The 17,930-nt window shown below is 60.6% G+C and carries 23 protein-coding genes; 10 read left to right on the forward strand and 13 right to left on the reverse strand.

From position 1 onward, the window contains the following. Positions 1 to 5: 5 nt before the first annotated feature. Genes HYPGJ_RS13325 through HYPGJ_RS13335 form a run of 3 tightly spaced genes read left to right on the forward strand, consistent with a single transcriptional unit; the run spans position 6 to position 1,364 of the window. Positions 6 to 395 (forward strand): response regulator, encoded by a 390-nt coding sequence (locus tag HYPGJ_RS13325; protein WP_046847580.1) that lies wholly within the window; start codon positions 6 to 8, stop codon positions 393 to 395. Further along, complete coding sequence (locus HYPGJ_RS13330; protein WP_046847581.1) at positions 392 to 940, forward strand: chemotaxis protein CheD; 549 nt, start codon at positions 392 to 394, stop codon at positions 938 to 940. The genes HYPGJ_RS13325 and HYPGJ_RS13330 overlap by 4 nt, the downstream gene beginning before the upstream one ends. Before the next feature lie 25 nt (positions 941 to 965). Beyond that, positions 966 to 1,364 (forward strand): hypothetical protein, encoded by a 399-nt coding sequence (locus HYPGJ_RS13335; RefSeq protein WP_046847582.1) that lies wholly within the window; start codon positions 966 to 968, stop codon positions 1,362 to 1,364. Positions 1,365 to 1,380: 16 nt separating this feature from the next. Here the strand turns inward: HYPGJ_RS13335 and HYPGJ_RS13340 are convergent, their stop codons facing one another. The 8 genes from HYPGJ_RS13340 to HYPGJ_RS13375 form a co-directional block, all read right to left on the reverse strand. Further along, the gene (locus tag HYPGJ_RS13340) at positions 1,381 to 1,947 is read right to left on the reverse strand and encodes a hypothetical protein (protein ID WP_046847583.1); all 567 of its coding nucleotides are present in this window, start codon (positions 1,945 to 1,947) and stop codon (positions 1,381 to 1,383) included. Then, complete coding sequence (locus HYPGJ_RS13345; RefSeq protein ID WP_083984126.1) at positions 1,931 to 2,389, reverse strand: flagellar basal body-associated protein FliL; 459 nt, start codon at positions 2,387 to 2,389, stop codon at positions 1,931 to 1,933. Before HYPGJ_RS13345 ends, HYPGJ_RS13340 begins: the two co-directional genes overlap by 17 nt. Positions 2,390 to 2,394: 5 nt before the next feature. Beyond that, entirely contained in the window at positions 2,395 to 2,886 is a 492-nt protein-coding gene (locus HYPGJ_RS13350) for a hypothetical protein (RefSeq protein ID WP_046847585.1), read from the reverse strand. A gap of 1 nt (position 2,887) precedes the next feature. Further along, a complete protein-coding gene (locus HYPGJ_RS13355) occupies positions 2,888 to 3,244 on the reverse strand; it encodes a rod-binding protein (protein WP_046847586.1) in 357 nt (118 codons plus the stop codon). 33 nt (positions 3,245 to 3,277) lie between these two features. Beyond that, a complete protein-coding gene (locus HYPGJ_RS13360) occupies positions 3,278 to 3,694 on the reverse strand; it encodes a hypothetical protein (RefSeq protein ID WP_046847587.1) in 417 nt (138 codons plus the stop codon). Beyond that, positions 3,687 to 4,451, reverse strand: coding sequence for a flagellar biosynthetic protein FliR (locus HYPGJ_RS13365; RefSeq protein ID WP_046847588.1), 765 nt, complete (start codon positions 4,449 to 4,451; stop codon positions 3,687 to 3,689). Before HYPGJ_RS13365 ends, HYPGJ_RS13360 begins: the two co-directional genes overlap by 8 nt. Next, a complete protein-coding gene (gene flhA, locus HYPGJ_RS13370; RefSeq protein WP_046847589.1) occupies positions 4,448 to 6,541 on the reverse strand; it encodes a flagellar biosynthesis protein FlhA in 2,094 nt (697 codons plus the stop codon). Before flhA ends, HYPGJ_RS13365 begins: the two co-directional genes overlap by 4 nt. Positions 6,542 to 6,752: 211 nt before the next feature. Further along, the gene (locus HYPGJ_RS13375) at positions 6,753 to 8,084 is read right to left on the reverse strand and encodes a UDP-glucose/GDP-mannose dehydrogenase family protein (RefSeq protein WP_046847590.1); all 1,332 of its coding nucleotides are present in this window, start codon (positions 8,082 to 8,084) and stop codon (positions 6,753 to 6,755) included. Positions 8,085 to 8,427: 343 nt separating this feature from the next. Here HYPGJ_RS13375 and HYPGJ_RS13380 point away from each other — a divergent pair, with 343 nt between their 5' ends. The 6 genes from HYPGJ_RS13380 to HYPGJ_RS13405 all read left to right on the forward strand — a co-directional run bounded on the left by HYPGJ_RS13380 (position 8,428) and on the right by HYPGJ_RS13405 (position 13,148). Further along, complete coding sequence (locus HYPGJ_RS13380; protein WP_244466138.1) at positions 8,428 to 8,751, forward strand: hypothetical protein; 324 nt, start codon at positions 8,428 to 8,430, stop codon at positions 8,749 to 8,751. Next, the gene (locus tag HYPGJ_RS13385; protein ID WP_046847591.1) at positions 8,748 to 8,927 is read left to right on the forward strand and encodes a hypothetical protein; all 180 of its coding nucleotides are present in this window, start codon (positions 8,748 to 8,750) and stop codon (positions 8,925 to 8,927) included. Before HYPGJ_RS13380 ends, HYPGJ_RS13385 begins: the two co-directional genes overlap by 4 nt. A 234-nt stretch (positions 8,928 to 9,161) precedes the next feature. After that, positions 9,162 to 9,425 (forward strand): hypothetical protein, encoded by a 264-nt coding sequence (locus HYPGJ_RS13390; protein ID WP_046847592.1) that lies wholly within the window; start codon positions 9,162 to 9,164, stop codon positions 9,423 to 9,425. Between the two features lie 123 nt (positions 9,426 to 9,548). After that, a complete protein-coding gene (locus HYPGJ_RS13395; RefSeq protein WP_046847593.1) occupies positions 9,549 to 10,715 on the forward strand; it encodes a ceramide glucosyltransferase in 1,167 nt (388 codons plus the stop codon). Between the two features lie 364 nt (positions 10,716 to 11,079). Then, positions 11,080 to 11,607, forward strand: coding sequence for a DNA starvation/stationary phase protection protein (locus HYPGJ_RS13400; RefSeq protein ID WP_046847594.1), 528 nt, complete (start codon positions 11,080 to 11,082; stop codon positions 11,605 to 11,607). 20 nt (positions 11,608 to 11,627) lie between these two features. Then, positions 11,628 to 13,148: an apoptosis inducing factor family protein gene (locus tag HYPGJ_RS13405; protein WP_046847595.1), complete on the forward strand. Its 1,521-nt coding sequence runs from the start codon at positions 11,628 to 11,630 to the stop codon at positions 13,146 to 13,148. A gap of 2 nt (positions 13,149 to 13,150) precedes the next feature. Here HYPGJ_RS13405 and HYPGJ_RS13410 read toward each other — a convergent pair whose 3' ends face one another. The 4 genes from HYPGJ_RS13410 to wrbA all read right to left on the reverse strand — a co-directional run bounded on the left by HYPGJ_RS13410 (position 13,151) and on the right by wrbA (position 16,094). Next, a complete protein-coding gene (locus tag HYPGJ_RS13410) occupies positions 13,151 to 13,789 on the reverse strand; it encodes a flavin reductase family protein (protein ID WP_046847596.1) in 639 nt (212 codons plus the stop codon). 4 nt (positions 13,790 to 13,793) lie between these two features. Beyond that, the gene (locus HYPGJ_RS13415; RefSeq protein ID WP_046847597.1) at positions 13,794 to 14,435 is read right to left on the reverse strand and encodes a dienelactone hydrolase family protein; all 642 of its coding nucleotides are present in this window, start codon (positions 14,433 to 14,435) and stop codon (positions 13,794 to 13,796) included. Next, positions 14,432 to 15,367, reverse strand: a complete 936-nt coding sequence (locus tag HYPGJ_RS13420; RefSeq protein ID WP_046848404.1) for a ring-cleaving dioxygenase — start codon at positions 15,365 to 15,367, stop codon at positions 14,432 to 14,434. Before HYPGJ_RS13420 ends, HYPGJ_RS13415 begins: the two co-directional genes overlap by 4 nt. Before the next feature lie 127 nt (positions 15,368 to 15,494). Then, positions 15,495 to 16,094, reverse strand: a complete 600-nt coding sequence (gene wrbA / locus HYPGJ_RS13425) for an NAD(P)H:quinone oxidoreductase (protein ID WP_046848405.1) — start codon at positions 16,092 to 16,094, stop codon at positions 15,495 to 15,497. Positions 16,095 to 16,208: 114 nt separating this feature from the next. Here wrbA and HYPGJ_RS13430 point away from each other — a divergent pair, with 114 nt between their 5' ends. Next, positions 16,209 to 17,126, forward strand: a complete 918-nt coding sequence (locus HYPGJ_RS13430; protein ID WP_046847598.1) for a LysR family transcriptional regulator — start codon at positions 16,209 to 16,211, stop codon at positions 17,124 to 17,126. Position 17,127: 1 nt separating this feature from the next. Here the strand turns inward: HYPGJ_RS13430 and cobF are convergent, their stop codons facing one another. Beyond that, positions 17,128 to 17,892 (reverse strand): precorrin-6A synthase (deacetylating), encoded by a 765-nt coding sequence (gene cobF, locus HYPGJ_RS13435; RefSeq protein ID WP_046848406.1) that lies wholly within the window; start codon positions 17,890 to 17,892, stop codon positions 17,128 to 17,130. Positions 17,893 to 17,930 lie beyond the last annotated feature (38 nt).

The following is a 17,930-nucleotide window of genomic DNA, read 5'->3' on the forward strand; positions in this document are numbered from 1 at the left end:
CCAATATGCCCTCAATGCAGCAACTCTCGATCATGGTCGTTGACGATACGTCCGTCAGCCGCGCGCTCTTGACCGACGGCCTCGATCAAATCGGGCTTAAATCGTTCAAAGTCGCCAAGGACGGCGAGGAAGCCCTTAAGCTGATGATGACGACGCCATGTCATCTCGTCATATCCGATTTCAACATGCCGAAAATCGATGGCATTCAGTTGCTGCGTGCTTTGCGTCAGCACGGCCCGACGAGCAAGGTCGGTTTCATCCTTGTGACGGGTAAGGGCGACAAAGCGCTGATCGATGAAGGCAAAAAGTGGGGCCTGAACAATTTTCTCGCCAAGCCCTTCACTGTCCCGGCATTGAAAACGTGCATCGAGGCTGTTGTCGGAAAGCTGACATGACGTCAGGGTTGAGGCGAGATAATCGCGTTCACATCATCCAGGGCGAGTACTTCGTCACCGGTGACAGCGAACTCGTGGTGACGACGATCCTCGGGTCATGCGTCGCGGCCTGCATTCGCGATCCGCTGGCGGGCGTTGGCGGCATCAACCATTTTCTTTTGCCGGGAACGAACACACGGACGAAAGCGGGCGAGGCGGAACGTCTCGGCGTTCACCTGATGGAGCTGCTTGTGAACGGTTTGCTCAAGGCCGGCGCCCGTCGCGAGCGGCTGGAGGCGAAGCTGTTCGGCGGCGCGAGAACAGTGCGAAGCCACAATGATATCGGCAAGCACAATGCGGAATTCGCCGAGCGGTTTCTGCGCGACGAAGGCATCGCCTACGTCGGCGGCAGCACCGGCGGCCTGCAAGGGCGACGGATACAGTATTGGCCGGTTTCCGGACGCGCACGGCAGAGTCTGCTCACCGGCACCGTGGAGATCGAACGTCCGCCTGTGACGGCGCCTCGCGTCGTGGCGAGCAACGCGGGCGAACTCGAACTGTTTTGAATTTTCTGACGGGACGCGGAACAAAATGAGCGGCGACAAAAACAATACAAATGGTGCAGCAGGCGCGCTCGTGCCCGTTCCCGAAGTCCTGACGATGGTGAGCGAAGAAATCCGCATGCTGTCGGACGGCGTCAACGATCTGCAGGAATTGATCGGGAATCTCGTCGTTGCCGGAGCTTTCGGCGGATCGCATTCACTCTACGAGTTGCAGTCTCTGGACCGTATCTCGCAAAGTCTCGAAGCGATCTCCGACTATCTCGGAGGCGCTTCGAAAATATCGTCGCCGGATTGGAAGATCGATGTCGCCGAAGCCTCGCGCTGCGTGAGAATCGCCGAAATGAGCGATCGTTTGAACGGTATCAAACGGGACGACGCATCACATAACGGCGCCGGCGATTTCGACGACTTCGAGCTGACCGCCTAAAGAGATCGCGAGAACATCACGCCCCGACGAATTCGCGCGCTGCATCAATCGAGATGAATCGGCGGCGGCCGATGAGAGTGTCGATCTCGATCGTGCCGTCGTCAAATTCCATATATTCGCGACCTGCCAGCTTGCCGCCGATGAAGGGCGGTCTGGGCGCCGGCGGCGGCAGTGGAGCAGGCTGTTCCGGTGCGAGTTGTTTCCGCTCCAGCAACGGTTGTCGACGTGCGCCGCCCGGGAAAGCGATGCGAACCGAAAGCCCTTTGCCTTCGATCATCGGCAGAACCTTCATCGCGATAGCCCCGATGAGAATGCTCTGCGCCAGCGTCAACGCCATGAGGCGATGAATCCAAACCGCGGGCGTATCGGAAAGCAGCGCCGAATAACCCGCAACAAAAATTGCGGCCGACACGATGACAAGTCCGGCAAGAACGGAAACCGTGGTGGCGCGAGCGGCGAAGTTGGTCCGCCGAGTGCCGAGGTCGGCAAGCGCTTCGTCGACGTTGCGGAGCTTCAGCGCGTTGGCAAGCTCGGATTGACGCAGAACATCCTCGAAGGCGTAGCGATTATGGAGCGCGTTCATGGTTTTTCATCATGTCCTGCTTGGAGAGGTAGGTCCAGCTATCGATCATCACGTCCTTGACGACGTTGCGGCCAAGGCGCTCGTTCGTGCCCGAGGCGATGTTTGCCGATAGCTCTTTGATGGCATTCTTGCGCCCGGCCTTGAGATCCTTCGGCGCAGTTTCGTAGATCAGTCGAAACGCTTCATCGGCGACGAAAGCTTCCGGCTGCACCGAGCTCTCTTTGAGCAGGTCGGCGTCCGCAGTAAACTGAAGGCGTGTCACCACGTAGCCGAGAACCTCCCCATCAGAAAGAATGGGGACGCTGACCATCGGCGTCTTCAGCATCTGCAGTTTATGATTTTCGGATTTGTTCGGCTCCGCGCTCATCGATGATTTCCACGCGACCGCGCCATAGACGCCGCCGACCGTCGAAAGACATGCAACGAAAGCGAGCAGGATCATCCGTATCACGGCGCGTTCCTGTAAGGTCCGATGTTGCGCGTATACGTGCCGTCCGATTCAGCATTCTGGATCGCGTCCGACAGCATCGCTGCGATTTCTTTGACGGCATCGAGATGCAGGCGGATCTTGCGCAGGTTAACCGAGAGCTTTTCGCGGAATTGCGCAAGGCGAAGCTGCAGGTCTGTATTGACGTCGGATTTCTGCAAACGCCGGAGCGCCTGATTGAGGTCGAGAAGCCCCTGGCTTTTGCGATCGTTCGATGTCTTGAAATCGAACTTCAATGACTTGTCCAAGGCGTGCGTTTCTTCGTCGAGATAGCCCTCGATGCGTGCGATCACCGCAAAGACCATCGCACGCGCGACATCCGCATCGTGCGTGCCCGCGCGCGGCATGGCGGGTCGGCGTGCACTCGCGGCGGCCAGGCCGCCCATTGGCGCGGCGGACCTGGCGCTCGGAAGAGGCGTTTTGACTTTTTCGCCGAATGCGCCGGTGCTCATGCTACTTGTCCTTAAGTCGTCCGGTTTCAGATTTGAGGATCATGTTCGCAATGCCGAGCGTGCCCGTCTTGGACAGACTTGTCGCGAGCGTGTCCGTCATCATCGAGCGCCACATCGTGCCCGACGTTCCTTCGCCGAACAGCGATGCGGAATCTTTCGGCATCGACGCGTCGATCATCTGGCGCAGATAGACAGCCTCGAATTGCTGCGCGACCTCTTTGGCTTTTTTCGTCGCCGCAGGGTCGGCCTGCGGTGCGGCTGCTTCCGTGCTGGCGGCAGCCGTCTTCGCCGGCCGGACTGTTTGCCCGGCTGTCCAGGTCGCGACGTCAGCGGCCGAGGTGCGAAGGATGGCGGACATCAAGAAATATCACTTCGAACATGGAAGATTGTCTCAGCTTGGACGCGGAGACTTACCCCGGCCTTGCGCGCCGACGGCTTCCTGAAATTCGAGCAGAGCCTCGAGTTCGGCCTGTTCGCGCTTGCGCGCATCTTCGCCTTTTGCCTCAGCGAGAAGGCGGTCGGCGCTCCGTCCGCGGGCGGCTGCCTCGGCATAACGCTTCAGCGCGATCTCGTGTTCGCGCGACAACTGTTGGATTCGCCGTTCGAGACGGCCGACGCGGCTCGACAGCAGCGCGGTGAAGAGACCGTTGACGGGCGACGGACTTTCTAGGCTGCGAAATATGTCGTCCTGGGCTGCGCGCAGCGAAGCGATCTCTTGCGTCAAATCGCTGACGCGCACGCGCTCCACCGTCTCAAGGTCGTGGAACACATCAGCAATGCGGCCAAGTTTTTTGGTCTGGCTAGCCATTTTGACCCAGCGTTGCGATCGCCTGCATGACGAGCGAAGAAAAGATGCCGATTATTCCGCCGTCGATCTGCAGCAGGATGATGAGTCCACCGAGAACGACGAACGGCGTCGAGACGAAGTATGACGGAATCTGCGGGATCATCTTGTTGAGAAACCCGAACGCGAGGTTCACCATCACGGAATAAACGACGAGCGCCGCGCTGAGCTGCAGCGTCAGCTTGAACGCCGAGCCGAACGTCGAGACGATCATAGAAAGATTGGGAGGCGCTGCGAATTCGGAGCCAACTTTAAGCGCTGCATAGGAATTCTGAAGCATTCGGATGATGGCGATATGCAGATCGGCCACGAAAAACATCACGACAGCGGGCAGCGTTACGAAGACGGAGTACGGCGTCGATGGATCGTTGCCTTCGATCGCGTGCGAGAATGCCGATCCGTAGCCGGCGAGGTTGGCCATCGCGATGGCTGCGAATTCGAGCGCGAGAAAGAAGATGCGTACGATAAAGCCGAGGAATAAGCCCGCCAGGCTTTCAGTGACGATGATCGAAACCAGTCCCTCGGCGGGGCCTGCCGCCACCGGCCGTACGTCGTCGTAAACGATCGGCATGATCGCGAGCGAAATGGCGATCGCGACGAAAAGCCGGAGCTGCACCGGGATGCGGTCGCTCGAAAACCCCGGCAACACCATGAAGCACGCGCCGACACGGCAGAAAACGATAAGCGGCACCAGAAGCGTTTGCTGCGTCAGCTCGCTCATGAAACCGAGCCGAGCGACTGAATCTGCACGCCGCGGCTGATCTCGAGGTGCGAGAGCACCGGCAACGTGCCGTAGAGGCGTTCTGTGACGGTGTGGACGTAAGGTCGCGTCTCGGCGGCCGTGACCAGAACGAATTGATGACCGGCATCCATAAGCGGCTGTACGACGCGCGCGAGGTCGGCGCCGAATTGCTCGATGAGACGCGGATCGATATCGAATTCGATGATCTCGCCCTTGGCGTCGCGGCGCAACGCCTGATGGAACGCGACTTCCCATTTGTTGCCGAGACGAACGATCTTCAGGTAGTTGTTGTCGCTGAGGTCGCCGCAAATTTGCGAAGCCAGCCGCATGCGCACATGCTCGGTGATCTGCTCGGCCTTGCGCGAGAACGGTGCGATTTCAGCAACCGCTTCCAGGATGAGATGCAGGTTGCGAATGGAAATCCGTTCCGCAAGGAGCATCTTCAGAACGCCTTGCAGGCCCGAATAGGAAATCTGCGACGGGCAGATTTCTTCGAGCAGCTTGCGGTATTCGGGGTCGAGCCGATCGAGAAGCGAACGCAGGTCACGATAGGAGAGAAGCTGCGCGAGGCTGTTGCGGATGACTTCCGCCACGTGCGTCAGAAGCACGGAAGAATTTTCGACCGGCACGAAACCGTCGCGCTTCAACGCGTTCGTAAAGATATCGGGCACCCAGATCGCCTTCATGCCGAACGCCGGTTCGCGCGTCTCATCGCCTGGCGTGTCGGGCTTCGGCCCGTCGCCGACAACGACCAGGACGTCGCCGAGTCGAAGCTCTGCGCTGGCGACGACCGTGCCGTGCACCTTGATCTGATAGCTCTTCGACGGCACCGAAAGATCTTCGGCAAGTTTGATTTCCGGAACGACGAAGCCGTACTGCTTCGCGAACTTGCGGCGCATCTTCGCGACACGCTGCGGAAGATCGCTGCTCGGACGCATCAGAACGGTCGAAATCTGCTTGCCGAAGCAGATCTCGATTTCCGTCGTCTTGAGCTGATCGCGAATGGATTGCCGCGATTGCTCTTCCGGCGACAACGCCTGATCGGTTGTCTTGGCCGATGCGGCAGCGCGGGCTCCGGCTTCCTTCTGTCGTGTCAGGCCGATGCTTATGAAACCCAGGACGCCACCGATGGCAGCGAACGGCAGCAGCGGGAGTCCGGGCGCCGTGGCGAGAACGGCCATGACGCCGCCCGCCAGCATCAACGCGCGCGGATAGTTGCCGAACTGGCTGACGATCACGCCTTCGGTCGAGCCCTGCGTGCCGCCCTTGGAAACGAGCAGGCCGGCTGCAAGCGACACGATCAACGCCGGCATCTGCGTGACGAGACCGTCGCCGACAGACAGCTTGACGAACGTATCTAGCGCCCGCTCGAACGGCAGATCGTGGCGCGTCACACCGATGATCACGCCGCCGAAAATGTTGACGGCCGTGATGATCAGGCCAGCGATCGCATCGCCGCGAACGAATTTCGACGCACCGTCCATGGCGCCGAAGAATTGGCTTTCTTCTTCGAGTTCGCGGCGGCGGCGGATCGCTTCCTTTTCGTCGATGGCGCCCGACGAAAGATCGGCGTCGACCGCCATTTGCTTGCCGGGCAGCGAGTCGAGCGTGAACCGCGCGCCGACTTCCGCGATACGCGTCGCGCCCTTGGTGATGACGACGAAGTTGACGGTGACGAGAATGATGAAGACGATGATGCCGATGACGAAATCGCCGCCCATCACGAACTGGGCGAAGCCCGCGATGACGTGCCCCGCCGCCGTCGGTCCTTCCGCGCCTTGCGAAAGAATGAGGCGCGTCGTCGCCACGTTGAGCGCAAGTCGCAATAGCGTTGCGATCAGCAGAATGGTCGGGAACGCGGAGAATTCCAGCGGGCGTCGTATCCACAACGCGACCATCAGAATGACGATCGACAGCGCGATCGACAGCGCCAACCCCATGTCGATCATGAACGAGGGGAGCGGCAGGAACAGGATTGTCAGAATGGCGACGACGCCGACCGCGAGACCAGCGTCGCGCTGGCCCAATACGAGTCCGATGCCGCTGTCTGCGGTCTTTGTTGCTGCCATAAAGCGAGGGTCCCCGATGCGCTGCGCCGGCAAGCTTGCAATCTGAAGCTTGCGCGAGGTCGTCGCCGGAACGGGAAACTCCGCCTTAAATCGGATTTCTGCTGCCGATTCGCCTCACCGATCAGGGCGATAACGATGACGCGTATCGGCAACTTGTCCTATTGGCGAGATGCAATGCCCCGCCAATAGGGAACGCCAAATCGAACGACGATCAGCCGGTCTTTTGGCTGGCCGTGTGCCTGCCGCGGCCGATGCCGGTGTACGCGATGCCAAGCTCCCGGACCGCCGCAGGATCGAGGACGTTCCGCAAATCGACGATCGTGCTGCCGCTCATGCGCGACTTGATAGCTTCGAGATTGAGCGCACGGTATTCGTTCCACTCGGTAACGATCACGAGCACGTCGGCTCCGGTCGCGGCTTCATCGGCGCTTTCGCACCATGTGACGCCGGGAAGCATCGGCTCGGCTTGCTTGCGGCCTTGCGGATCGCAGGCCCGGACCGTTGCGCCGCGTTCCTGCAGCATTGGAACGATCAGCAGGCTCGGCGCATCGCGCATATCGTCGGTATTCGGCTTGAACGTCACGCCGAGGATTGCGACGGTCTTGCCGCGCACCGATCCGCCGGCAGCCGCCTCGATGCGCACCGCCATGGCGAGTTTACGCTCGTGGTTGACCCGTTCGACCTGCTCGATGATCGAGACCGGAGCACGCGCTTCGCGCGCCGTTCTGACCAGCGCCGAGACATCTTTCGGGAAGCACGAGCCGCCATAACCCGGACCCGGATGCAGAAACTTGTCGCCAATTCGCCGATCCCGGCCGATGGCCGATGCAACTTCCTGCACATCGGCGCCGACGGCTTCGCACACGTCGGCGATTTCATTGATGAAGCTGATCTTGAGCGCGAGAAACGCATTCGCGGCATACTTCGCGAGCTCGGCCGATTCCCGTTCGACGAACATGACCGGAGAGCCGCGCAGCGCGAGCGGTTTGTAAAGGCGTTCCATGACGTCGCGTGCGCGCGGGTCGTCGGTTCCGACGAGCACGCGGTCGGGATGCGTGAAGTCCTGGATCGCCGAACCTTCGCGCAGGAATTCCGGATTCGAGCACACCGCGACATCCGCATCAGGGCGTTTCGCCTTGAGTCGTCGTTCGATCTCGCGGCTTGTGCCGACCGGAACCGTCGACTTGGTCGTTATGACGGTGAAGCCGTCGAGATATTGCGCTGTCTCCTCGACCGCAGAGAAGACGTAGGAAAGGTCCGCATAGCCGTCGCCGCGCCGCATCGGCGTTCCAACCGCGAGAAAAACAACGTCGGCATTTGCGACAGATGTTTTGAGATCGTCCGTGAACACCAGCCGTCCGGCTTTGACGTTGCGCTCCATGAGCGCTTCCAGACCCGGCTCATAGATCGGAGATTGCCCGGCTTTGAGTGCGGCCAATCGGTTGGGGTCGTTATCGACGCAGTTTACGGTCCACCCGAAATCGGAAAAGCAGGCCGCCGAAACGAGCCCGACGTAACCCGCTCCGATCATGCAAATCTTCATAAAGGCTCCCCAGGGTGCGATAAATCTGTGCTGAAACAATGACTTGGCGACAGGCGGACGCCTTGCTGCACTGCCGTTTGTTTCGGGTGCGCGATTTGTTTCAGAACCGCCCCGAAAAGCAATCCACTTCTTCTTCTTTTACTTTACGAGGCCACTCGGCTTTCTTGCATCTGTCGGCGCGCCATTGCGTCGGCCGCGGTGATTTCGGAAGCGACTTGCGCCGCGTCATCAAACGCTAAGCCTCACGCACGCCGTGGGCTCCGCAGATGGAGACCGCTATGACTGACCTGATCAAAGATCCCCTGGCCAAGATACCGGGCGCATTCGCGCCGATGTCCTGTTGTTGTGGCTGCTGATCACGTTCCCGCAGTTCAACGCACTGACCCAACAACTTGATGACCAGAGGATGCTGGCGCAACCGCCGGCAACAGATGAACTCATGTCCAAATCGTATGTCATTGAAGTCGGCGACGACCAGGCCGGCGTGATCATTCGCGAAGATGGCGAGCGCGAATATCAGTTTCATGCGGCTCTTCGCAGCTATCACGCGCTCGAAGGCCGCCGTTTCGCAAACGCGCTTCTCGCGGAGCGTGCAGCCATCGCACACGCGGTCAGCCGTCGCCGGCGTCGTCACGCGTCAGCTGCACTGGAGGGCGCGTCGCTATGAGTGAACGCTACAGCTATTTCCAGAGGCTGCGCGGCCAGCCGAAGCGCATTAAAACGCGCGTTTCCCGCGAAGTTTACATTCTTTCGCGCCAGCAGAAGACTGAAACCGGGAACAACCAGGCGGTATGGGACCCACTGCCAGCGATCGCGGCCGTCGGACCGGAACCGGATTTCTGACACCTCCATTAAGCCACGCTTTGCACTCCTGGACTTGGCCGCTCGTTAGAGCGAGCAGAAACTTCAACCGGCGCACAACGCGCCGGTTTTTTCGTTCCGGCCTTTTCGTTTGAGCCTGTCCTGCGAAGTGACGTGCAACGGCTCGCGATCAGCCGCGTCTTTGGTGCCGTCGCTTGACATCCGGCGCGCCGATCGACGATGCAGCTATCTCAGCGTTCGGAGCGAGGGGCTCTCATGGGCGATCATTTCTGGCCTGCACTTTATCCCGGCATCATCGTTGGGCTCTTGTACGGCCTTTCCTTGCGTGGCTTCGCGAACATCGTGCTCGGCACAATCGGCGGCCTTATCGGCTCGGCGATTGCATACTGGGGCCTCGTCAACGCGGGTCTCAACGAAGGACTCCCTTCGGTCGCAGGCATGGTGGCGCTGGCGCTACTCGGCGCTTACGGAGCAACGTCACTCTACACGCGTCTCACGAACAGACCGCCGGCTGGCTGAGACGAAACCTCTTTCGCCGCGCTGCGTGCCAACTCGCGTTCCTGTCATGCACCCGTCGCCGATCCGTCGTCGAAATTTCATCAAATCCTGAAATTCAGCGATAGGCTTTGCGACGGAGGCACGATGGCCGGATTGGCGACGGCGGCATTGATCTTTTGCGCCCTGGCGACGGCAATACATCTCATTACCATCGCTCTCGCACTATTCCGCGTGCTCGCGCGCACAAAGCGCCGCGAACCGGAATCGACGCCGGTCAGCATCGTGCGGCCCGTCTGCGGTATCGACCATTTCGACGAGCTGACTCTGCGCTCGACATTCGAGCTTCAGAGCGATTCCTACGAAATCATCTTCTGCGCCGCGCGCGAAGGCGATGCGGCCGTGCCTCTGGTTCGCAAGCTGATCGCGCAACATCCGCACATTCCGGCGCGGCTGCTGATTGGCGACGATCGTCCAACGAGCAATCCAAAGCTGAACAACGTCGTCAAAGGCTGGGAAGCCGCGCGCCATCCTTGGATCGTGCTAGCCGACAACAATGTCCTGATGCCGCCTGACTATCTCGACGATATGTTCGCGGCTTTCGGACCCGGCGTCGGATTGGTGTGCTCGCCGCCGGTCGGCAGTCGTCCGATCGGTTTTCAAGCCGAGCTCGAATGCGCGTTCCTCAATACCTATCAGGCGCGATGGCAATCGGCGGCCGACGCAGTCGGCTTCGGCTTCGCGCAAGGAAAATCGATGCTCTGGCGGCGCGATATTCTGGACGCCGTTGGCGGCATCGAAGCGCTGGGCCGCGAAATCGCCGAAGACGCGGCGGCAACGAAGATCGTCCGCGCGCGCGGCTTGAGCGTGCGCCTCGTCGACCGGCCTTTCGAGCAGCCACTGGGCCCGCGCAAACTCCGTCAAGTGTGGGACCGGCAGGTGCGCTGGGCCCGCCTGCGGCGCGCGACGTTCCAGCTATTCTATGCGCCGGAGGTCTTCACCGGAAGCTTTTTTCCGATATTGGCAGGCGTCGCCGCCGCGGCGAATTTCGATGTCGATCCGCTCGTGGCTCTGACGGCTCTCGTTGGCGTCTGGTACGGAGCCGAAGCAGTGTTGGCATCCGTCGCAGGTTGGCATCTCCGCCTGATGTCGCCGCTGGCATGGATGACGCGAGACCTTCTGTTGCCGGTGCTTTGGCTCGAAGGCTGGTCGGGCGATACGTTCGTCTGGCGCGGAAACGACATGAGCGTCGCGAAGGGTCAAGAGATCTCGCAATCACCGAGCCATGCGCTGGCCGCCACTAGCGACCGCTGACGCCGCGCCGAGCCCGCACGCGACACAAGCGGCTCAACGCGATTGCATCGCCTTTCAATAAAACCCCGAGCATTAACGCATTTTGGCGCGGGCATGTGCAGGGCCGAGGAACCTTCGGGTTCAATCGGACATCCAAAGCTTGATCGTCGTCAATTGCTCGGATGCCTGGATTCAGCTGGCCGGGCCGGCGGCGGCATGATGCTGGTTGAGCGGCAGCTCAAACAAAAAAAATTGATCAGCTAATCGTAACGAACGGAGCGAATAATTATGTTGCGCGTTGTCCATCTCGCCGAACCAGTCACGGTACGTCTGTTGGATCGACTCTCCCCCTCGTTAGCCAACCCGCATCATAAGGAAGACCGTCATGAAGCCCGAATCCGCCAAAGCCCGGCGCAAGGCGCCTCTCGATACGCCTTCGATCTTCTCCGATAACGCGATCAAGGACATTGCCGGTGCGTTGACCATTCTTCTCGCCGACGTATTCGCAATCTACGTGAAGACGAAAAACTTCCACTGGCACATGTCCGGTCCGCACTTCCGCGACTATCACCTGATGCTCGACGAGCAGGGCACGCAGATTTTCAACATGACCGACGACATCGCCGAGCGCGCCCGCAAGATCGGCGGCACCACGCTCCGTTCGACCGGCCAGATCGCCAAGCTGCAGCGCGTCCTCGACAACGACGCCGATTACGTCACGCCTGAGGACATGTTGTCCGAATTGCGCGACGACAACATGCAGCTCGTCCGTTCGATGCAGGAAGTACACGACCTCTGCGACGAGCATAACGACGTGGCAACCACGAGCCTGCTCGAGAATTGGATCGACGAAACAGAGCGTCGCGTCTGGTTCCTGTTTGAAGCAACGCGGCAGGTGCCGAACGGCGCATAATACGACGACGGAGAATAGGCATGTCATCGAACGAGCAGCAACTTTCCGGCCCGGATTTCGCGCGCGGTGTTCCCGCATCGGACATCGTGGACGGCAAGATGCTGCTCGGTCACTTTGATGGCGAAGCTGTTCTGCTCGCGAAAACTGGCGCCGAAATATTCGCCGTCGGCGCCACGTGCACGCATTACAATGGGCCGCTCGCCGAGGGATTGTTGGTCGGCGACACGGTTCGCTGCCCCTGGCATCATGCGTGCTTCAGCCTGCGGACAGGAGAAGCGTTGCGCGCGCCCGCGCTCAACCCCGTATCCTGCTTCCGGATCGAGGAAAGCGGCGAAACAGTTTTCGTCCGCGAAAAGATCGAGAAATCACCAAAGCAGCAGGTCAAGCCCGACAGTCATGTTCGCTCGGTTGTGATTGTCGGGGGCGGAGCGGCAGGCAATGCGGGAGCAGAAATGCTGCGCCGGCAAGAGTTCAAAGGCACCGTTACGATCCTGAGCGCCGACGACGCGCTGCCCTACGACAGACCCAATCTTTCCAAGGACTATCTTGCGGGAAACGCCTCCGAGGATTGGATCCCACTCCGAACGCCGGACTTCTACAACGAACAGAAGATCGACGTACGGCTCAAAACGCGCGTCGTTGCGATCGATACCGTTGAGCGCGAGGTAACGCTCGCGGATGGAAGCCACGTAGCTTTCGACGCGCTATTGTTGGCGACAGGCGCGGCACCCGTTCGCCTCGATATCCCCGGCGCAGGGCTGCCGCACGTGCATTATCTTCGTACGCTGGATGATAGCCGCGCGCTGTTCGCCAAAACCAAAGATGCGAAGCGTGCCGTTGTCATAGGCGCGAGCTTCATCGGGCTTGAAACGGCCGCATCGCTCCGCGCGCGCGACATCGAAGTTCACGTCGTCGGCCCGCAGTCGCGCCCGCTCGAACGCGTTCTTGGCGCCGAACTCGGCGACATGATCCGTGCGATCCATGAAGAGCGCGGTGTCGTCTTCCATTTCGGAACGACGGCCGTGGCGATCGACGAAGACATGGTGACGTTGAAGTCAGGCGATCGGATTCCCGCTGATCTGGTCGTCGCGGGTATCGGCGTTCAGCCGGATACCGCACTCGCCAAGGCTGCTGGACTGACGATCGACAACGGCGTCGTCGTCGATCAGTATCTGCAAACGAGCGTGCCGGGCGTTTACGCAGCCGGTGATATCGCGCGCTGGCCCGACCCGCACAGCGGCGCGCCGATCCGCGTCGAACACTGGGTGGTGGCTGAACGTCAGGGGCAGACGGCCGCAATCAACATGCTTGGTGGTCGTCAGCCCTTCGATGCCGCGCCATTCTTCTGGAGTCAGCATTTCGACGTCACGGTATCTTACGTCGGCCATGCGGAAAAATGGGATAAGATCGAGATCGACGGCGACCCGTCATCCCGCGATTGCAAAGTCACGTATCTGAAAAGCGGCCGCACGCTCGCCGTCGCGACCGTCTCGCGTGATCTCGAGAGCCTGCGTGCCGAGGTCGAACTCGAGAGCAGCTGAACTCAGCCGCCGCGTGCGGATCGAACGCTGTAGGCCGCCGGCCGTTCGATCTGAAAGATATCGCTGGTCGTCGAATACCAATCGCGTCCATGCAGCCGCCCGATCAGATCAAGCGCTGGCGTATCGATGTAGCGCTTCTCCGCATCGAGCACGAATTCGTCCGCCACGTGCGCGTGTACGATCTCGCCTAGAACGATGAGCTGGCTCGGCGCAACTTCGATCGGGGTGTGCAAACGGCATTCGAACGCGACGGGGCTCGCTGCAATTCGCTCCGGCTTCACCTTCACCGACGGCAACGTTGCAAGATCGGCCATCGACAGCTCGTCGACATCCGGCGGAGCATCGACGGATGTCAGGTTCATGGCCTCGGCCACAGCGCGGGGCACGAGGTTGACGACGAATTCGAGCGTGTCGAGAATGTTGCGCGCGCTGTCTTTCATCGAACCGTCGGCATTGGCTTGTATTCCGATTGCGATGATCGGCGGCGTCTTACTCATGGCGTTGAAAAAGCTGAACGGCGCCGCATTGCGAACGCCGTTCTTGGAGATTGACGAGACCCAGGCGATGGGCCGCGGCACGATCGTGCTCGTCAGGATTTTATAACGGTCGTCGGCCGCGAGCCGTTCGAAGTCGAACTCCATTCCGTCACCCCTCAGACGTGCCTATGCTGCGCAGAATTCTTTCGACGTGGTCGATCTCATCCTGCACGATGGTGTGACCGATACCTGGATAGATGATCTCGGTCACGTCGCCGCCGTGCGCGCGAAGCACGTTGGCCGATTCATGAACCCGCGCCAGCGGAATATGAGAATCGACATCGCTGCACCCGAGGAACACAGGCGTGCCTGCGAGCTGACCGGGATAATCCCAGGTCGTGCCCTCCGGCCCGATCAATGCACCGCTGAGCGCCGCGACTCCGCCGTAGCGCCGCGCATTGCGGACCGCGAACTCTAGAGCCAGGCATGCGCCTTGGGAAAATCCCAGAAGCGCGATGCGCTCGGCCGGGAGGCCCTGCTTCCCGAGATCATCGACGATGTCGGAAAGCATGGTCAGCGCGTGACCGAAATGCGGTTCGTTCCGCGCGAAGGGTGCCATGAACGAGTATGGATACCAGCTTCCCGACGGCGCTTGCGGCGCGATGTAAGCGATGTCCGACGTCGCGAACGCGTTGGCGAGGCCGAGCATGCTCTCGGCGCTCGCCCCGCGTCCGTGTACCAGAACAACGGCCGCACGGGCGGCACCGATGGGTGCGCCCGCGCGGATGACATTGGATTTCAATGTCGTCATGCTGCCTGCTCCAAAGGCTGCAAGCTCGCTTCGATTTCTTGCCGCTGGCTTTCCAGGAATGCAGGCAATTTCAACGCCTGTCCCAGGGTTGCCACCGTTTCGTCGATCGCGAAGCCCGGTTCATCGGTTGCAATCTCGAAGATCACGCCGCCCGGCTCACGAAAGTAGATCGAACGGAAGTAATTGCGATCGATCTGCTCCGTGACGTGCAGGCGATGGCCCTCCACGAGCTTGCGCCGCATTTCGGCCTGCGCTTCGTCCGTCGTCGCGCGGAACGCGACGTGGTGGACGGAGCCTCGGCCCATGTTGCCCGCGAGAAATCCTTTCGCCTCGCGGATCTCGATGACGCTACCGGCCGTCGTTCCGTTGGCAACGAAACGCGTGACCGGACCTTCGACGCCGCCTTCGCTGAAGCCGAGAACATCGGTCAGGATGGCCGCCGTCGGCTTTGCGTCTTCGAGCAGAAGCCTGATGCCGTGAAACCCGCGAATGGCGTGTTCGGCGGCGATACCGCCTCCCAGCCATGCCGCTTCGGTTTCGGCACCTGCGACGCCGACAAGCGCCAGGCTCATGCCGTCCGGATCGGTGAAGCTCAGAACGGACTGCCCGAAGCGCTTTTCGATAGCTTCGTGCGGCACGCCCTTCTCAACGAGCCGATGTGCCCAGTAACCGATCGCTGCTTCGGGAACGCGAAACATCGTCTGCTGCGCAAGCCCGACGCCTGCTCTCCCTTTCGGCGCATGCGCCCAAGGAAAGAACGTGAGGATCGTGCCCGGATGTCCTTCCTCATCGCCGAAATAGAGATGATAAGTCCCCGGATCGTCGTAATTGACCGTCTTCTTCACGAGCCGGAGGCCGAGCACCCGCGTGTAAAAATCCAGGTTGCGAGATGCGTCGCCTGCGATGGCGGTGATGTGATGAATGCCAGACATGACGAATCCTTTCTCCCGTACGAAACGGGATTTCATGGTCGAAACTTCAAATGCTCCTTAGTCTCTGATCTTCAACACGTGGCGGCGTGTGCGGACCGTCGCCAATTCGGCGACGATCCAGCGGTTGTCAGCCAGCGAGACGCGCCGCGATCTGTGCGACGTGACGGCCCTGGAAGTGCGCCCCGGCCAGTTCGTTTGCCGAAGGCTGTCGCGAGCCATCGCCGTCCGCGATCGTCGAAGCGCCGTACGGCGAGCCGCCAGTCACCTCCTTCACGCCCATCTGCCCCTGGAACGAATAGGGCAGCCCGACCACCACCATGCCGTGATGAAGCAGCACGGTGTGCGTCGAAAGGATCGTGCTCTCCTGGCCGCCGTGCTGGGTCGCGGTGGACGTAAATACGCTGCCGACCTTTCCGATCAGCTTGCCGCCAGCCCACAGGCCGCCGGTCTGATCGAGAAAGTTCTTCATCTGCGCCGGCATGTTTCCGAAGCGCGTCGGAACACCGATAATGATCGCATCGTAGTTCGGCAGCTCGTCGACGGTCGCGATCGGCGCGGCCTGGTCGAGCTTGAAATGCGATTTGCGTGCGATCTCTTCCGGCACCAGCTCTGGCACCCGTTTGATCACGACCTCGGCGCCGGCTTCTCGCGCGCCCGCCGCAACGCTCCCAGCCATCGTCTCGATGTGGCCGTAGCTGGAATAGTAGAGAACAAGAACCTTGGTCATTGCGAATGCCTTCTCCGTCCATGCAACTCGTTCGATGAGAGGGAATATGGTTCGTTGACGAAAAACGAGCAATCATGGATATAGTTGCCAGTCTGGTTCCAATTTGGATACAAAATGGATAAGCTGGAAGCGATGAACGCCTTCGCAAAAGTCGTCGCGAGCGGCAGCTACGCGGAGGCGGCAAGACGGCTCAATTTAACGCGCTCTGCCGTCAGCAAGGCCGTCATGGAGTTGGAGCAGGCGCTCGGCGCCAGGCTTCTCGACCGCACGACGCGGCGCGTGACGCCAACCGAGGCGGGCCTCGCCTACTACGAGCGCTGTCTCGCCATTCTCGCGCAGGTGGACGAGACGGAAGCCCAGATTTCCCGTCTCCACGACGAGCCGAAGGGTGTCCTGAAGGTCAACGCGCCGATGTCGTTCGGCACGCTTTACCTCGGAGACGCCGTCGCCGACTTCATGATCCGCTACAGCGATTTGAAAGTCGAGTTGACCCTCACCGACCGTTTCATCGACCCGCTCGAAGAAGGCGTCGACGTGACCGTGCGGATCGGTGCAATGGTGGATTCGAGTTTGATTGCGCGGCGCATTTCTCCGGCTCGCATCGTGCTCGTTGCGTCGCCGGACTATCTGAAGGCGCACGGCACGCCGCAAAGCCCATCCGACCTCGCGGAGCATCGCTGCCTGAGTTACGGCCATATGACGTCGATGCAGCGCTGGCATCTGACCGACAGAGGCGAACCGGTTTCCGTGGCGATCGGCGCCTGCCTGTCGTCGAACAACGGTGACGTGCTGCGCGAAGCGGCGCTGAAAGGCATTGGCATCGCGTTGCTGCCGACGTTCATTGCCGGAAAGGACATCGCCGCGAAACGCTTGCAGATCGTTTTGCCCGAGAACCAGCCGGACGATCTAACGATCCACGCGCTCTATGCGCCAAACCGCTATCTCGCCGCAAAAACTCGCGTCTTTATTGATTTTCTCGTCGATCGTTTCGGGAACACGCCGTCGTGGGACGTCTGCTTCGCGAAACGCTAGCTCATTGCCTCGGTGTCCGGCGTAGCAGGTATGTATCCATGATCCAGCCTTTACGCGCCCGTTCCTCCGCGCGCACACGCTCGATCTCGTCGACCTGATCCGCAAGCTTTCCGGAAGCCAGAACCTCGTCCGGTGTGCCGAGGTAGGCGCCCCAATAGATAGCGACGTCCTCGTCGGCCAGCGCCCGAAGACCCGATCCGTTATCAAGCATCACGACGGCCGTATCGACGCCTTGAGGGAGACCCTCGAGAAGCTTTCGGCCTGTCGTGATGTGCACCGGTTCGCCAATCGCATTGAGCGCGATCTTGTGCTGAGCCGCGAGTGCCTGCACGCTCGTGATGCCCGGGATCACTTCGTAGTCGAAGGCGATCTTTCCCTCGGCGACAATCTGCTGAATGACGCGGATCGTGCTGTCATAGAGCGACGGGTCGCCCCAGACGAGAATGCCTCCGACCTCGCCGTCTTTGAGTTCCGTTGCAATGAGACGGCTGAAAATCGTGGCCTTCTCGTCGTGCCAGGATTTGACACCTGATTTGTAATCAGGGGTGCCGGCATCGCGCACCGGGCTCGCGGCCTCGACGATGCGGTACGCATGGTTGGTGATGAAACGCTCGCAGATCGTCGTCCGGAGCTTGACGAGATCGTCCTTCGCCTCACCCTTGTCGAGAACGAAGAACACGTCGACCCTATTCAGCGCCTTGACGGCCTGCATCGTCACGTAGTCCGGATTTCCGGCCCCGATCCCGATGAGCAGCAATGTCTTCATGTTCGGGGACGCTCCAGCCTCTCGCGCCCGGCGCAGGC

This window comes from Hyphomicrobium sp. GJ21, from assembly GCF_001006785.1.
In the GTDB taxonomy this organism is placed as follows: Bacteria; Pseudomonadota; Alphaproteobacteria; order Rhizobiales; family Hyphomicrobiaceae; genus Hyphomicrobium_B.

Bases quoted from the DNA above. Each gene is read 5' to 3' on its own strand.
- HYPGJ_RS13325 (WP_046847580.1), top strand. From the start codon at position 6: ATGCCCTCAATGCAGCAACTCTCGATCATGGTCGTTGACGATACGTCC.
- HYPGJ_RS13330 (WP_046847581.1), top strand. From the start codon at position 392: ATGACGTCAGGGTTGAGGCGAGATAATCGCGTTCACATCATCCAGGGC.
- HYPGJ_RS13335 (WP_046847582.1), top strand. From the start codon at position 966: ATGAGCGGCGACAAAAACAATACAAATGGTGCAGCAGGCGCGCTCGTG.
- HYPGJ_RS13340 (WP_046847583.1), bottom strand. From the start codon at position 1,947: ATGAACGCGCTCCATAATCGCTACGCCTTCGAGGATGTTCTGCGTCAA.
- HYPGJ_RS13345 (WP_083984126.1), bottom strand. From the start codon at position 2,389: ATGATCCTGCTCGCTTTCGTTGCATGTCTTTCGACGGTCGGCGGCGTC.
- HYPGJ_RS13350 (WP_046847585.1), bottom strand. From the start codon at position 2,886: ATGAGCACCGGCGCATTCGGCGAAAAAGTCAAAACGCCTCTTCCGAGC.
- HYPGJ_RS13355 (WP_046847586.1), bottom strand. From the start codon at position 3,244: ATGTCCGCCATCCTTCGCACCTCGGCCGCTGACGTCGCGACCTGGACA.
- HYPGJ_RS13360 (WP_046847587.1), bottom strand. From the start codon at position 3,694: ATGGCTAGCCAGACCAAAAAACTTGGCCGCATTGCTGATGTGTTCCAC.
- HYPGJ_RS13365 (WP_046847588.1), bottom strand. From the start codon at position 4,451: ATGAGCGAGCTGACGCAGCAAACGCTTCTGGTGCCGCTTATCGTTTTC.
- flhA (WP_046847589.1), bottom strand. From the start codon at position 6,541: ATGGCAGCAACAAAGACCGCAGACAGCGGCATCGGACTCGTATTGGGC.
- HYPGJ_RS13375 (WP_046847590.1), bottom strand. From the start codon at position 8,084: ATGAAGATTTGCATGATCGGAGCGGGTTACGTCGGGCTCGTTTCGGCG.
- HYPGJ_RS13385 (WP_046847591.1), top strand. From the start codon at position 8,748: ATGAGTGAACGCTACAGCTATTTCCAGAGGCTGCGCGGCCAGCCGAAG.
- HYPGJ_RS13390 (WP_046847592.1), top strand. From the start codon at position 9,162: ATGGGCGATCATTTCTGGCCTGCACTTTATCCCGGCATCATCGTTGGG.
- HYPGJ_RS13395 (WP_046847593.1), top strand. From the start codon at position 9,549: ATGGCCGGATTGGCGACGGCGGCATTGATCTTTTGCGCCCTGGCGACG.
- HYPGJ_RS13400 (WP_046847594.1), top strand. From the start codon at position 11,080: ATGAAGCCCGAATCCGCCAAAGCCCGGCGCAAGGCGCCTCTCGATACG.
- HYPGJ_RS13405 (WP_046847595.1), top strand. From the start codon at position 11,628: ATGTCATCGAACGAGCAGCAACTTTCCGGCCCGGATTTCGCGCGCGGT.
- HYPGJ_RS13410 (WP_046847596.1), bottom strand. From the start codon at position 13,789: ATGGAGTTCGACTTCGAACGGCTCGCGGCCGACGACCGTTATAAAATC.
- HYPGJ_RS13415 (WP_046847597.1), bottom strand. From the start codon at position 14,435: ATGACGACATTGAAATCCAATGTCATCCGCGCGGGCGCACCCATCGGT.
- HYPGJ_RS13420 (WP_046848404.1), bottom strand. From the start codon at position 15,367: ATGTCTGGCATTCATCACATCACCGCCATCGCAGGCGACGCATCTCGC.
- wrbA (WP_046848405.1), bottom strand. From the start codon at position 16,094: ATGACCAAGGTTCTTGTTCTCTACTATTCCAGCTACGGCCACATCGAG.
- HYPGJ_RS13430 (WP_046847598.1), top strand. From the start codon at position 16,209: ATGGATAAGCTGGAAGCGATGAACGCCTTCGCAAAAGTCGTCGCGAGC.
- cobF (WP_046848406.1), bottom strand. From the start codon at position 17,892: ATGAAGACATTGCTGCTCATCGGGATCGGGGCCGGAAATCCGGACTAC.